The organism is Mesorhizobium sp. M7A.F.Ca.US.002.01.1.1 (genome assembly GCF_004022955.1).
GTDB lineage: Bacteria > Pseudomonadota > Alphaproteobacteria > Rhizobiales > Rhizobiaceae > Mesorhizobium > Mesorhizobium ciceri.
Map to the genome: position 1 here is coordinate 1 of NZ_RZQE01000125.1, position 13,278 is coordinate 13,278.

18 protein-coding genes and 1 other RNA gene are annotated in these 13,278 nt (G+C 61.9%); 10 read left to right on the forward strand and 9 right to left on the reverse strand.

Features of this window, described 5'->3' with window-relative positions; all coding sequences use genetic code 11:
* The 3 genes from EN932_RS14885 to EN932_RS14895 form a co-directional block, all read right to left on the reverse strand.
* A partial coding sequence (locus EN932_RS14885; RefSeq protein WP_128368888.1) for a VWA domain-containing protein occupies positions 1–1,007 on the reverse strand: 1,007 nt, incomplete at its 3' end.
* 6 nt (positions 1,008–1,013) lie between these two features.
* Complete coding sequence (locus tag EN932_RS14890; RefSeq protein ID WP_013529104.1) at positions 1,014–1,460, reverse strand: GNAT family N-acetyltransferase; 447 nt, start codon at positions 1,458–1,460, stop codon at positions 1,014–1,016.
* Between the two features lie 65 nt (positions 1,461–1,525).
* Positions 1,526–2,350 (reverse strand): LysR substrate-binding domain-containing protein, encoded by an 825-nt coding sequence (locus EN932_RS14895; protein WP_245459099.1) that lies wholly within the window; start codon positions 2,348–2,350, stop codon positions 1,526–1,528.
* A 175-nt stretch (positions 2,351–2,525) separates the two neighbouring features.
* Between EN932_RS14895 and EN932_RS14900 the strand changes: the two genes are divergently transcribed.
* Complete coding sequence (locus tag EN932_RS14900) at positions 2,526–4,094, forward strand: MFS transporter (RefSeq protein WP_245461054.1); 1,569 nt, start codon at positions 2,526–2,528, stop codon at positions 4,092–4,094.
* A 15-nt stretch (positions 4,095–4,109) separates the two neighbouring features.
* On the opposite strand, the gene EN932_RS14905 is transcribed toward EN932_RS14900, so the two are convergent.
* Positions 4,110–4,949: a MoxR family ATPase gene (locus EN932_RS14905; protein ID WP_013529106.1), complete on the reverse strand. Its 840-nt coding sequence runs from the start codon at positions 4,947–4,949 to the stop codon at positions 4,110–4,112.
* A 148-nt stretch (positions 4,950–5,097) separates the two neighbouring features.
* On the opposite strand from EN932_RS14905, the gene ssrS reads away from it, so the two are divergent.
* The 4 genes from ssrS to EN932_RS14925 all read left to right on the forward strand — a co-directional run bounded on the left by ssrS (position 5,098) and on the right by EN932_RS14925 (position 7,668).
* Positions 5,098–5,253: non-coding RNA, 6S RNA (gene ssrS / locus EN932_RS14910), on the forward strand.
* Between the two features lie 96 nt (positions 5,254–5,349).
* Entirely contained in the window at positions 5,350–5,937 is a 588-nt protein-coding gene (locus tag EN932_RS14915) for a 5-formyltetrahydrofolate cyclo-ligase (RefSeq protein WP_127369648.1), read from the forward strand.
* A 70-nt stretch (positions 5,938–6,007) separates the two neighbouring features.
* Positions 6,008–6,832, forward strand: coding sequence for a YmdB family metallophosphoesterase (locus EN932_RS14920; protein ID WP_024502904.1), 825 nt, complete (start codon positions 6,008–6,010; stop codon positions 6,830–6,832).
* A gap of 74 nt (positions 6,833–6,906) precedes the next feature.
* Positions 6,907–7,668 carry a TerC family protein gene (locus tag EN932_RS14925; protein ID WP_013529109.1) on the forward strand — a complete coding sequence of 254 codons (762 nt, stop codon included), beginning with the start codon at positions 6,907–6,909 and terminating at the stop codon, positions 7,666–7,668.
* Between the two features lie 166 nt (positions 7,669–7,834).
* On the opposite strand, the gene EN932_RS14930 is transcribed toward EN932_RS14925, so the two are convergent.
* Together EN932_RS14930 and EN932_RS14935 are read right to left on the reverse strand one after the other, a co-directional pair.
* Complete coding sequence (locus EN932_RS14930) at positions 7,835–8,302, reverse strand: SRPBCC family protein (protein ID WP_127369214.1); 468 nt, start codon at positions 8,300–8,302, stop codon at positions 7,835–7,837.
* A 16-nt stretch (positions 8,303–8,318) separates the two neighbouring features.
* A complete protein-coding gene (locus EN932_RS14935; protein ID WP_013529111.1) occupies positions 8,319–8,801 on the reverse strand; it encodes an SRPBCC domain-containing protein in 483 nt (160 codons plus the stop codon).
* A gap of 52 nt (positions 8,802–8,853) precedes the next feature.
* Here EN932_RS14935 and EN932_RS14940 point away from each other — a divergent pair, with 52 nt between their 5' ends.
* From EN932_RS14940 to EN932_RS14950, 3 genes are all read left to right on the forward strand, one after another.
* A complete protein-coding gene (locus EN932_RS14940; protein ID WP_127369215.1) occupies positions 8,854–9,177 on the forward strand; it encodes a helix-turn-helix domain-containing protein in 324 nt (107 codons plus the stop codon).
* A 213-nt stretch (positions 9,178–9,390) separates the two neighbouring features.
* Positions 9,391–10,140 carry a YebC/PmpR family DNA-binding transcriptional regulator gene (locus EN932_RS14945; protein ID WP_128368889.1) on the forward strand — a complete coding sequence of 250 codons (750 nt, stop codon included), beginning with the start codon at positions 9,391–9,393 and terminating at the stop codon, positions 10,138–10,140.
* A 17-nt stretch (positions 10,141–10,157) separates the two neighbouring features.
* A complete protein-coding gene (locus tag EN932_RS14950; protein WP_245460989.1) occupies positions 10,158–10,454 on the forward strand; it encodes a SelT/SelW/SelH family protein in 297 nt (98 codons plus the stop codon).
* A gap of 15 nt (positions 10,455–10,469) precedes the next feature.
* Here EN932_RS14950 and EN932_RS14955 read toward each other — a convergent pair whose 3' ends face one another.
* Positions 10,470–10,619, reverse strand: a complete 150-nt coding sequence (locus tag EN932_RS14955; RefSeq protein ID WP_127369218.1) for a hypothetical protein — start codon at positions 10,617–10,619, stop codon at positions 10,470–10,472.
* A 21-nt stretch (positions 10,620–10,640) separates the two neighbouring features.
* Positions 10,641–11,120 carry an anthrone oxygenase family protein gene (locus tag EN932_RS14960; RefSeq protein WP_027162539.1) on the reverse strand — a complete coding sequence of 160 codons (480 nt, stop codon included), beginning with the start codon at positions 11,118–11,120 and terminating at the stop codon, positions 10,641–10,643.
* A gap of 126 nt (positions 11,121–11,246) precedes the next feature.
* On the opposite strand from EN932_RS14960, the gene EN932_RS14965 reads away from it, so the two are divergent.
* Positions 11,247–11,888 carry a TetR/AcrR family transcriptional regulator gene (locus EN932_RS14965; RefSeq protein ID WP_024502910.1) on the forward strand — a complete coding sequence of 214 codons (642 nt, stop codon included), beginning with the start codon at positions 11,247–11,249 and terminating at the stop codon, positions 11,886–11,888.
* 128 nt (positions 11,889–12,016) lie between these two features.
* On the opposite strand, the gene rpmE is transcribed toward EN932_RS14965, so the two are convergent.
* Positions 12,017–12,238 carry a 50S ribosomal protein L31 gene (rpmE, locus tag EN932_RS14970; protein ID WP_013529118.1) on the reverse strand — a complete coding sequence of 74 codons (222 nt, stop codon included), beginning with the start codon at positions 12,236–12,238 and terminating at the stop codon, positions 12,017–12,019.
* A gap of 206 nt (positions 12,239–12,444) precedes the next feature.
* On the opposite strand from rpmE, the gene EN932_RS14975 reads away from it, so the two are divergent.
* Positions 12,445–13,278: ABC transporter transmembrane domain-containing protein (locus EN932_RS14975; protein WP_245483286.1), on the forward strand; the 834-nt coding region annotated here is incomplete at its 3' end.

Below are 13,278 nucleotides of genomic sequence, written 5' to 3' on the forward strand. Positions count from 1 at the left end.
CTAGCCGCCTCCGGATTCCAGTGCTCGACCGAACCGCCGGGGTGAGCGATCTCGTAAGGGCTCATCGAGGCGTCGCCGACGACGATCACCTTGTAGTCCGGCCCATATTTGTGGAGCAGGTCGAAGGTCGGAATCACCTCGGCATGCCTGCGGCGATTGTCCTTCCACACGCCCTCATAGAGGCAGTTGTGGAAATAGAAATATTCGAGCTGGCGGAATTCGGCGCGGGCGGCCGAGAACAGCTCCTCGACGCTTTTGATGTGGTCGTCCATCGAGCCGCCGACATCGAAGAACATCAACAGCTTCACCGCGTTGCGCCGCTCTGGCCGCGTCTGCACGTCGAGATAGCCGTGTTCGGCCGTGGCGTGAATGGTGCCGGGCAGGTCGAACTCCTCCTCGGCACCCTCGCGCACCCAGCGACGCAGGCGTTTCAGTGCGATCTTGATGTTGCGGGTGCCGAGTTCGACGGCATCGTCAAAATTCCTGAACTCGCGTTTGTCCCAGACCTTCACCGCGCGGCGGCTGCGGCTTTCATGCTGGCCGATGCGCACGCCTTCGGGATTGTAGCAATAGGCGCCGAAAGGCGAGGTGCCGCCGGTGCCGATCCATTTCGAGCCGCCCTGGTGACGGCCTTTTTGCTCCTGCAGCCGCTGTTTCAATGTCTCCATCAGTTTCTCGAAACCGCCGAGCGCTTCGACCAGTTTTTTCTCCTCGTCGGTCAGGTGCTTTTCGGCGAGACGGCGCAACCATTCCTCGGGGATGTTGGCGATATCGACTGCATCCGGCCCGCCCAGTGCTTCGATGCCCTTGAAGACATGCGCGAACACCTGGTCGAAGCGGTCGATATGGCGCTCGTCCTTCACTAGGGCGGCGCGGGCGAGGTAATAAAAACCTTCGACGTCGTAGTCGACCAGCCCGGCTTCCAGACCCTCCAGCAGCGACAGATATTCCCTGAGCGAGACGGGAACGCGTGCTGCCTTCAGTTCGAGGAAGAAGGGGATGAACATGGCCGGTTACAGCAAATCATACTCGATGAAGCCCGTGCGGCGGGCGACGTGGTCGTAAAGCTTGCGCGCGGTGGCGTTGGTCTCGTGCGTCATCCAGTAGACATTCTTGACGCCGATCTTTGCCGCCTCTTCCTTCACTGCGTTGATAAGGGCGGCGCCGATCCCCTTGCCGCGCACATCCGGGTCGGCGAACAAATCCTGCAGATAGCAGTTGTTTTTCTCCGACCAGCCGGAGCGGTGGTACAGGTAGTGCGTGAGACCGACCGCCTTGCCGTCCAGTGTGGCGATGAAGCCTTTTGGCTCGAATTCGCCCGGAGTGAACAGCCGCTTCCAGGTGACGGCGTAGACCTCTTCCGGCAGCTTCGTCTCATAGAAGGTGAGATAGTCGGTCCACAGGCGCCGCCAATCGGCGTGGTCGGACTGCGCGAGCGGGCGGACGATTATCTCGGACATTTCGTTCCCTCTGAAGTCTGGAACCCGATCCATACCAATAGAATCGGGATCAGGAACACCCTTGCCTATTCGGCAGGCGAATTATATTCGCGAAAAGCGGTCGCGAGCATGTGCAGCGCCTCCCGCGCCCGCGGCGGCAGAGCGTGCGACTGCAAAACGATCTCGGACGGGGGAATTGGTGGCAGGCCGAGTTTGCGGCCCACCTCGATCAAGCCCGGGGGCACAACCCGGTAAGCGAGGGCGGAAAGGGCAAAGCCCGCCGATACCGCGATGTTGACGGCAGCGCCGCCGCCGCCGACGAAAGCCTCATTCCAGGCGATGCCTGCCCGGTCCAGCGCCTCGACCGCTCTCATACGGTCCGGGCAATTGCATCTGGTGCTTAAAAGAGCCAGGCGCAGGGGCGTGCCTGGTCGCCATTCGAAGCCAGGTGCCGCGAACCAGCCATAGTGGGTGCGCGACAAAGCTTCACCGCGTCGACTGTCATCTTCCTGGTGCACAATCACCGCATCGAGTTCGCCGCGATCGAAAGCTTCTTCCAGCATGGAGCTGGTATCGATCCGTATGTTGAGCGCGAGCGACGGATCGTGGGCATGAAGCTGGGCGATCAGCGTGGAAAGCTCAGGCCCCGCGACATGATCGACGAAGCCGAGCGCAAGCCGACATGGCGCCGCGGAAAATTCCGCGACGGCGCGTTCATGGGCGGCAAGGAATTCGCGGGCCACGGGCAGGAAGACAGCCCCCCTTTCCGACAGTGCCACGCGGCGCGGGGTTCGTTCGATCAAACGTGCGCCGAGCTTTTCCTCGAGCCGCCGCAACTTGACGCTGATCGTCGCCTGGGTGCTGCCAAGTGCTGCAGCCGCCCGGGTGAAGCTCTGCAGGTCGGCCACCATGACGAAAGTGCGCACGGCATCGACATCGAGACTGGCCATCTCCGTCATTCCATTTTGTTATCTCTGAAATAGAAATGCATAGTCTTTTTTCATAGTCAAGCCTCGTCTATGTCATCTCGACCGCAGTTTGAAGAGCCAGCCCGGTTCCAGAATGCTTCGACAGAAAGTGATCGACATGACGTTTCAAATCGACCGAAACACCGTTGCGCTTGCCGGGGCCTGCCTTGCCTCGCTGCTGTTCGGCCTCGAAATCTCCAGCGTCCCGGTGATCCTTCCGAAACTGGAAAGCGTGCTCGCCGCCGACTTCAAGGATCTGCAATGGATCATGAACGCCTACACCATTGCCTGCACCACGGTGCTGATGGCGACAGGAACGCTGGCCGACCGCTTCGGCCGCAAACGGGTGATGGTGATCGCCACCATCGCCTTCGGGCTGGCCTCACTGCTGTGCGGCCTCGCGCCGAGCGCTTCGCTCCTCATCATTGCACGCTTCCTGCAAGGCCTGGCGGGAGGGGCGATGTTCACTTGCAGCGTGGCCGTCTTGTCCCACCAGTTTCAGGACGGCAGCGAACGCGGCAAGGCTTTTGTGGCCTGGAGCGTCGTCTCGGGGATCGGGCTTGGCTTTGGTCCCGCCATCGGTGGATTGATCGTCGCGTTCTCGAGCTGGCAGTGGGTGTTCCTCATCCATGTGCCGCTTGCCATCCTTGCGCTGGTCTTCATCGGTGCCGGTGTCACCGAATCACGCGACCGCAATGCCCAGAAGCTTGACCGTGCCGGTATCCTGACGCTCTCGTTCGCGGTGTTCGGCTTCTCCTATCTGATCACGCAAGGAGCCGATCTCGGCTCTGGCGCCCGCATCGGCGTAGCAAGTGCTGCCGTGCTGGCCTTCGCCGCGTTCCTCGTTGCCGAGAAGATCAGCCCCTACCCGATGTTCGATTTCTCGGTGTTCCGGATCCGTCAATTTTCGGGAGCGATCATGGGCGGCATCGGCATGAATTTCAGCTATTGGCCGTTCATCATCTATCTGCCGATCTATTTTTCGGGTGTGCTCGGCTACGACAGCACCACGACCGGCCTGCTGCTGCTCGTCTACACGCTTCCCTTGATGCTGATGTCCTCGACCGCCGAGCGCCTGCGCGCCCGCTATCAGGCGCGGGTGGCGATCCCGCTCGGGTTGCTGACATTGGGGGTCGGCTTTATCGCCATGAGGATAGGTTCGAGCCTTGAGGGAGCCAGCTGGCTGACCATGCTGCCCGGTACGCTGATCGCCGGTATCGGTATCGGCCTCACCAACTCACCGACCACCAACACCACGACGGGTTCGGTGTCGCCGGATCGCGCCGGCATGGCTTCGGGCATCGATATCAGCGCGCGGCTGATCACGCTGGCCATCAACATCGCGGTGCTGGGCCTGCTGTTGACGCAGGGAATTGCTTCCTATCTCAAAACCGCATTGGGCACTGCCCTTGACCCGGACGAATTGCGCGCGTTGGCGGAAAAGATCGCCACCGGAAATCTCGATGGCCTCTCGCAATATTCGCCCAGGCTGGCGACCCTCGACCCGTCCGGCGCGCTTGCGCATGCCGCCTTAGTCAACGGTTTTGGCTGGGTCATGCTCTATAGCGGGATCGGCGTTCTTGCCCTTGCCGTCATCAGCTTCGTCGTCTTCGGCCCCAGAAACGTCGCGCCGCAAGAGGCAAGGGACCGTCATCGTGCTCAGGGCGCAAGCGAAGCTCGATCGTAGCCAGTGCCCGGCGCCTCACCCTTGCCTGCGCGCCATGAAGGCAAGCCGCTCGAACAGATGGACATCCTGTTCGTTCTTCAGCAATGCGCCATGCAGCTTGGGCAACGCGTTCTTCGGGTCGGCGCGCAGATCCTCGGGCGCGATGTCGTCGGCGACCAGCAGCCTTATCCAGTCGAGCGCCTCGGAGGTCGACGGTTTTTTCTTCAGCCCCGGCACTTCGCGGATCTCGTAGAACTGGGTGAGGGCTGCCCGAACCAGGTTCTGCTTGATGCCGGGATAGTGGACGTCGACGATTCTGTGCAGCGTGTCGACGTCGGGAAAGCGGATGTAATGGAAGAAGCAGCGGCGCAGGAACGCGTCCGGCAACTCCTTCTCGTTGTTGGAAGTGATGATGACGATCGGCCTGACGGCGGCGCGGATGGTTTCGCCGGTCTCGTAGACGAAGAACTCCATCCGATCGAGTTCCTGCAGGAGATCGTTTGGGAATTCGATGTCGGCCTTGTCGATCTCGTCGATCAAGAGCACGACCTTCCTGCCGGCGGCGAAAGCCTCCCAGAGTTTGCCGCGCTTGATGTAATTCCTGATGTCGTTGAAGCGCTCGTCGCCCAACTGGCTGTCGCGCAGGCGCGAGACGGCATCATATTCGTACAGGCCCTGCTGCGCCCGCGTCGTCGACTTGACGTGCCATTCGATGAGGTCGAGGCCGAGTGCAGCCGCCACCTGGCGGGCCAGTTCCGTCTTGCCGGTGCCGGGCTCGCCCTTGACCAGCAAGGGCCGCTCCAGCGCGATCGCCGCATTGACGGCCACCATCAGATCCTTGTCGGCGACATAGGCCGCCGTGCCTTCGAAACGCATTCTTGCTCCTCGGTTGGTCATCGCGACCGTAAGGACGAGGCCGTGCCTGTGCAAGGGTGAGGTGTTGGCGGCGCGAGGGCCTGAACCCAACACGGAAAGAGTGCCCGTCTCACTGGCGCTTAGCCGGCCGGCAGCCTATATTGGGCGGGACGGTCTGTGCTTCCCGGCAGGAGAACATTTTCCCCGGGGCCTTAACGATCCTTAGGGAGCTGTCCCTGGGAAGACCCGTGGGTTTTCTCACACGGCGCCCACCTACTTTGTAGGTTCCCGGGATCGCTCTCTCCACCGGTTGTGTGGATCGTCACTTATTGCCACGCGTCCCGCATTTCGGTGGATGATTGCGGTGGAAAACGTCGCTCCCAACACTCCATCCAGATCTGACCTTTTCTACCCTGACTGCATGACCTCTCTCAAAGACCTCAAAAAGCAGCTTCGCCGCGAGGCCCTCGGACGCCGCGATGCGCTCGATGAATTCTGGCGGGTGGAGGTCGCGCTTGAAATGGCTGAGACGGCACGCGATCATCTCCATGTCGAGCCGGGCCAGATCGTTTCCGGCTTCTGGCCGATGCGCTCGGAAGTCGACGTCAGGCCGCTGATGTTTGCCTTGCGCGAAAAGGGCGCGCGGCTTTGCCTGCCGGCCATTCTCGACAAAACCACGATCGTCTTTCGCGAACTGGTGCGCGGCGCGCCGATGGTCGAGATGGGTTTCGGCACGGTCGGCCCGCATGAAGAAGCAGAAGTGCTCGACCCCTCGGTGATGCTGGTGCCGCTCGCCGCCTTCGATGCGCGCGGCCATCGCATCGGCTATGGTGCCGGCTATTACGACCGCGCCATCGCCAAGCTGATCGACAAGGGACAGCCGCCGCGGCTGGTCGGCATCGCCTTCGACTGCCAGGAGGTGGCAATGGTGCCGGATGAGGAACATGACGTCGTCATTCCGGAAATACTGACCGAGAGCGGGTTGCGCCGCTTCGCGTCAAAATTGTAGATAAAAGGACGCATGATCTTTCACAGACGTCATGCAGCTTTTGCTTCGCTGACCTTCGGTGCGGGATCATATGAGACTTCTCTTCCTCGGTGACATGGTTGGAAAGACGGGACGGACGGCGGTGTGGGAACAACTGCCCGGCTTGATCTCCGACTTCAAACTCGATTTCGTCATCGTCAACGGTGAGAACGCCGCCGGCGGCTTCGGCATCACCGAAGATATCTTTCGCGAGACGATCGCGGCCGGTGCGGATGTCGTCACAACCGGCAACCATGTCTGGGACCAGCGCGACGCACTCGCCTTCGCGCCGCGCGAAGAGCGCTTCCTGCGCCCCTCGAACTTTCCCAAGGGCACGCCCGGGCGCGGCTCCGGCGTCTACATCGCCAGGAGCGGCGCGCGCGTGCTGGTCGCCAACATCATGGGCCGGGTGTTCATGCATCCCGAACTCGACGATCCCTTCCAGGCTGGCGAACGCGAGCTTGCCGCCTGTCCGCTCGGCGAGCAGGCGGATGCCGTGATCATCGACTTCCACGCCGAGGCGACCTCGGAAAAGATGTGCTTCGCGCATTTCGTCGACGGCCGCGCCAGCCTCGTCGTCGGCACCCACACCCACCAGCCGACCGGCGATCACCAGATCCTCAATGGCGGCACCGGTTATATGTCCGACGCCGGCATGTGCGGCGACTATGATTCCTCGCTCGGCATGGACAAGGAGGAGCCGCTCAACCGGTTCCTGTCGAAAGTGCCGAAAGGCCGCTTCGAAGCGGCGACCGGACCGGCGACCTTGTGCGGCGTCGGCGTCGATATTTCCGACCGCACCGGGCTGACCGAGCGGATCGCGCCGTTTCGTCGCGGCCCGCGGCTGGAGGAAACCGCACCGTCCTTCTGGTCATGACATTGATATAGGCACGCTTAGTACCTAACTGCCGGCGACACTGCTCTAGATCGTTAAAAGAGGGGACGACCTCCATGCAGCTCATCGAATTCCTGGCGCCGCATTTTCAATTTGTGTCCGATCCAACCGCCTGGGTCGCGCTGCTGACGCTGATTGTGCTCGAGGTCGTGCTCGGCATCGACAATCTGATCTTCATCTCGATCCTGACCAACAAGCTGCCGGAAGCACAACGGGCCCGTGCCCGCCGGCTCGGCATCTCGGCGGCGCTGATCATGCGGCTGGTGCTGCTGGCCACCATTTCGATCATCGTCCAGCTGACCACGCCGGTGTTCACGGCCTTCGGCCACGGTTTTTCCTGGCGCGACCTGATCCTGATCGCCGGCGGCCTGTTCCTGGTCTGGAAGGCGACCAAGGAGATCCATCACACGGTCGATCCCGACGACCACAAGGATACGATGATGGGCGAGACGCTGCAGATCAGCCTCGCCGGCGCGATCTTCCAGATCCTGCTGCTCGACCTGGTCTTCTCAATCGATTCGATCATCACCGCCGTCGGCATGACCGACGAGATCGCCATCATGTACATCGCCGTGATCGTGGCGGTCAGCGTGATGATGCTGGCGGCCGGGCCGCTGGCCAACTTCATCGCCAAGAACCCGAGCATTGTCATGCTGGCGCTGGGCTTCCTTTTGATGATCGGCATGACACTGATCGCCGACGGCATGGGCTACCATGTGCCCAAGGGCTACATCTATGCGGCGATGGGCTTTTCGGCATTGGTCGAGGGGCTCAACATGCTGGCGCGGCGGCGCAAGAAGCCGGGCGGCGGGCATTGAGGCATGAGCAGCAGGGACCTTAGCCAGAATCAGCGCGATCAGTTGGCCAAGCTGGCTGAATTGCCTGACAGCGAGATCGATATCTTGGACATTCCGGGAGCTCCGGCCGAGAATTGGGCTCAAGCTCGTCGTGAGCAGGAAAAGCGGCGATCCCAAGCCCGCCGGTTCAGTTAGCCGGCACGCCCTTCGGGTGACGGTCGCCGATCAGGCCGAGCGTCAGGCCTTGTTCCAGCCACGCCTTGGCACCGGCCAGCACCAGCGTGAAGCCGCCGGTTGAGCCGACGGCCTCTTTGACCTGCCCGTCGCCATCGCCGGCGAAGCCAAAATTGCGAACCTCGAGAAAAGTTGTCTCGCCAGGCATTTCGGTGAAAGTCCAGACCACGGTGGTCGGTGGATCGCTCCACTGCATGACGATCTTTTCGTTCGGAACGATCTCGCTGACGTCGACCGTCGTCGAGACGCCGTACATGCGCCATTCCCAGTGGATCTGCTCGCCGCTGTCCAGCCGGCCGCTGCTATGGGTAAACCAGAATTTTGTGGTGATGGCCGGGTCGACGAAGGCCTCGAACACTTCGGCGACAGGCCGCCGGATCAGCATGCCGGCTTCGGCGGTCGGTTTTTCGTGGATGTCCATGGAATGCTCCTAATGGTCAGATATTGGTCTCGTTGGCGGGTTCGCCTTTCATCTCGCTGCGGTAGTAACCGTCGCGCAAATTGATGCCGTACTCGACATAGGCCTTCATGCAGGCCAGCATCTGCGACCAGCCCTCGCAATTGAGATAGGACTTCTTCAGGCCGACCGCGCCTTCCTGCCAGCCGCTCTCGGCGATGGTGACGAAGGTGCCGCCATCGTCCAGCGGTTCGAAGTTCATCTCGATGCGGGTTTTGTAGGCCGGCTTGCCGTCCTCATCGGTGGCATCCCAGCGCAGCACGATGCGGCGGTCCTTGACCACTTCGTCGACCTCAACCGGCACCTTGCCCCACCAGACGACGCCGGCGCCGGCTTCCAGCGGGGCGCTGGCGCCGCCGATCGTGGTGAAATAGCCGCTCAGTTTCTTCGGATTGACGACTGCGTCGAAGACGTCGGCGACCGGCTTGCCGATGCGTCCGGAAACACTGAATCCAAGTGACATATCAACAGCTCCTTCCCTTGATCGGTTCAACAATATGTTATATAAACATAACATGTCAAGCCGATCGCAAGACGACAATGTTTTCAAGGCGCTGGCGCATCCGCGCCGGCGTGAAATACTGGATCAGCTGAAGGACGCGCCGAAGACGACCGGCACGCTGTGCGAGGCCTTTCCCGATATCGATCGCTGCACGGTCATGCTGCATCTGAAGGTGCTGGAGGAGGCCGACCTGATCGTTGCGCGGCGCGACGGCCGCGAGCGCTGGAACCATCTCAACGCGCTGCCGATCAAGCAGATCCACGACCGCTGGATCAGCCAGTATGCCGGCCATGCGCTCAGCATCATCGACCGGCTGAAATCCGATCTGGAGGCGTGAATGCTTGCTGCAGCCCATGGCGCGCGTCCCGTGCGCGGTGCGGCTGGACGAATTGAGCCGATTTATCTATAAGCCGGCCATTCCGACAGAGAACGCCGTGCTTCCAAGAGGTGCACCTGGGACGCTCTGAAATTTTGAATTCGGGCATTGCGGCAGACGAGGTCAGATCACTTCGCTTCGGGATGCTCTAGCCGAGAAGACGACAGGGGTGCCATGGCTGGCCATTCACAGTTCAAGAACATCATGCACCGCAAGGGCCGCCAGGATGCGGTGCGGTCGAAAATGTTTTCCAAGCTGGCGCGCGAAATCACCGTCGCCGCCAAGAGCGGGACGCCCGATCCATCGATGAACCCGCGCTTGCGCCTGGCGATCCAGAACGCCAAGGCGGTGTCGATGCCGAAGGACAACATCCAGCGCGCCGTCAACAAGGCCTCGATGGGCGATGCCGAGAATTACGAAGCCGTGCGCTATGAGGGCTATGGCCCGGGCGGCGTCGCTGTCATTGTCGAGGCGCTGACCGACAACCGCAACCGCTCGGCGTCCAATGTGCGTGCTGCCTTCACCAAGGCCGGCGGCGCGATGGGCGAAACGGGCTCGGTTTCCTTCATGTGGGACCGCGTCGGCGAGATCTATTATCCGGCATCGGCCGGCAGCGCCGACAAGGTCATGGAAGCGGCAATCGAAGCCGGCGCCGACGACGTGGAAACCGACGAGAAGGGCCACACCATCTATTGCGCCTTCGAGAATCTCGGTGAGGTATCGAAGGCTCTGGAAACCTCGCTCGGCGAGGCAGAATCGGTGAAGCCGATCTGGCGGCCGCAGAACAACGTTCCGGTCGACGAGGAGCGGGCACAGTCGCTGATGAAACTGGTCGCCACGCTCGAGGACGACGACGACGTGCAGAGCGTCTACGCCAACTTCGAAGTCGACGACGAGACCATGGCCAAGCTCAGCGCGGCATGAGCGGAGCTCAGCCCGGCATGAGCGAAAGCGTGCTCCCCGCCATCCGCATCAGCTACTGCACGCAGTGCCAGTGGCTGTTGCGCGCCGGCTGGATGGCGCAGGAGCTGCTGTCGACCTTCGGCACGGACCTTGGCGAAGTAACGCTGGTGCCGGGCACCGGCGGCATCTTCACCATTTCCTGCAATGACGTGCTTGTCTGGGAGCGCAAGCGCGACGGCGGTTTTCCGGACGCGGCCAAGCTGAAGCAACTGGTCCGCGATGTCATTGATCCGGACCGCGACCTCGGTCATTCCGATCGGAAGACAAAGGCGTAGAGGCCGCCGCTGCCGTCACTTGCGTCGCCACGCTCCGAAGGCGGCGCCAATCGCAACACCCACGGCGACGCCCATCGGAAGGTCATCCAGAGCGGTGCCGACCGCGGCACCGACACCAACTCCGATTGCCATGCCGAAGGCCATATTCGAATATTGATCCTTCATCGGTGGCTCCATCCATCCTTTTCAACGCGCGGCGAACCAGAAGGATGCCAGCGCGGCTATGCCGCTGATGGTGCGGACATGGTTCCACATCACCCACTCGTTGAGGTAGCGCGACCACAGGCTTGCGCCATTGCTGCTGGCCGGATCGACGGCGGCGAGCGCATCGTTGAGCGGGACGTTGAAGATCATCGTCACCACCACGATGCCGATGAGATAGAGCAGGCTGCCGGCAACCAGCCAGAGCGAGCCTGGCTGGTTCCAGCCGATCACCGCACCGATGGCGACAACGATGCAGACGAGAGCCGTGCCGAACAGTGCTGTCATGAACAGCGGCGTCACGGCTGTGACGTTGATGGAATTCATCGCGGCAATGCCGCTTGCGGCTGGCATGCGGGCGAGGCCCGGCATGACGAAGCTGGAGAAAGCAAAGAAGACGCCGCCGACGACGCCTGAGCCAAGTGCGGCAATGAAGATGAGAGTGGGAAGAAGTTTCGCGATCATGTCAGTTGCTCCAGATGCCCATTGTGCTTTCCTCCGCATAAACGTGATTAATCCTCACATTTGCAAAACGTGATAAACCCTCGTATTTTTCGAGTCAAGTGATTTTGGCGGCATTTGGAGTCAGGTATGGAAGACGCGGCAACCCCCGTTTCCGCACAGAAGCAGGCTGCTTCACCGCGTCGGGCGCCGAGCCAGCAGCGCAGCCGCGAGCGGGTCGAGCGCATGCTGGCGGCTGCCTCGGCGCTGATCGCCGAGCAAGGCAGCGATGCCATGCGCATGGGTGAGGTGGCGGAGCGCGCTGGGGTGTCGATCGGGTCGCTCTACCAGTTCTTTCCGGACAAGCGGGCGATCATCTGGGCGCTGGCCGAGCGCTACACCGCCGAAAGCCAGTCCTGCATTTCGGCAGCACTGGCTGGTATCAGCGACGCCGAAGGCCTGCAGTCCGCGTTTTCAGAGTTGGTCGACATCTATTACCGGCTGTTCCTGGCCGAGCCGGTGATACGCGACATCTGGTCGGGCACGCAGGCCGACAAGGCGCTGCGCCAGCTCGAACTCGCCGACAGCCGCGCCAACGCCGAATTCCTCAGCGCGGTGCTGAAACGGCTGCGGCCGGCAGCCGATCCGGCGACACTGGAAACCACGGCGTTTCTGGTCTGGCAGATGGGCGAGGCCGCCATGCGGCTGGCGATCTCGGTTGAGCGGCAGGAGGGCGACAGGCTGGTCGCCGCCTACAAGCGCATGGCGTTAAGGGAATTGCTGGCCGAGTAGGACCGCGCCGCAACAAAAAACCCGCCACAAGGGCGGGTTTTTGATCTGTGAAAGCTCGTTTGGCTTAAGTTCTTACTTAACGCAAGTCGTTATCCCAAAACCGCTTGGCACTTTTGGGCGACATGCAATTAGATGCCGAAACCTTCGAAACGCTTCTTGAACTTCGACAGGCGGCCGCCGCGGTCGAGCAGGGTCTGCTGGCCGCCGGTCCAAGCCGGGTGGGTGGTCGGGTCGATATCGAGGTTCATCGTATCGCCTTCCTTGCCCCAGGTCGAACGGGTCGTGTATTCGGTGCCGTCGGTCATGACGACCTTGATGGTGTGGTAATCGGGATGGATGTCGGTCTTCATGGTTCGGTTCCTGGCTTGCCGGCGCTGCCGACGGGCATAAGCCTGCGTCGATGCGCCCCTTTTTAAAACTCGAAGCCGCAGCTATTGAGGAGCCACGGCTTCTAAAACGGTCGGCGAGCCTATACATCAGCCGGAATTGAATCACAAGGCCGCGGCAAGCGCATATTGAGGCGCAGACCCCAAGGACGGCTGGAGGAAACATCGGGATGGCGCAAATCACCAGCGCAGACGAGCGCCGGCGTTCGCTCAAGCCGCTCAGGCGCCTGTTCCCCTACATCACGCACTACCGCACGCTGGTCGTCGGCGCCATTATCTCGCTGGTCATCGCGGCGGCAACCACGCTGGCGCTGCCGCTGGCGGTGCGACGCATGATCGATCATGGCTTCTCGTCGTCCAGCACGACCTTCATTGCCGAATATTTCGCAGCGCTGGTGGCTATGGCCGCCCTGCTGGCGGCAGCATCGGCCGGCCGCTACTATTTCGTCATCACGCTGGGCGAGCGCGTCGTCGCCGATATCAGGCGCGATGTGTTTGCCCATGTGACGACGCTGTCGCCTGCCTTCTTCGACACCGCCCAGTCGGGCGAGATCGTGTCGCGGCTTGCCGCCGACACGACGCAGGTCAAGTCGGCGGTCGGAGCGACGGCCTCGGTGGCGCTGCGCAATGTCATCCTCGGCCTTGGCGCGGTGGGGATGATGGTCATCACCAGCCCGAAACTGTCCGGCCTGGTCATCGCGGCAATACCCGTGATCGTGCTGCCGCTGGTCGCCTTCGGCCGTTCGGTGCGGCGCAAATCACGTCAGGCGCAGGATACGCTGGCCGATGCCACCGCCTATGCCAGCGAGCAGATCGGCGCGGTGCGCACGCTGCAGGCCTTCACCAATGAGAAGCTGGTCACCGGGCATTTCTCGGCTGCGGTGGAAGCTGCTTTCGAGGCGGCACGCTCCTCGATCTTCGCGCGCTCCTTCTTAACCTTCTTCGCCATTTTCACCATCTTCTCGTCCGTCGTGGCGGTGCTGTGGGTTGGCTCGCGCGAAGTG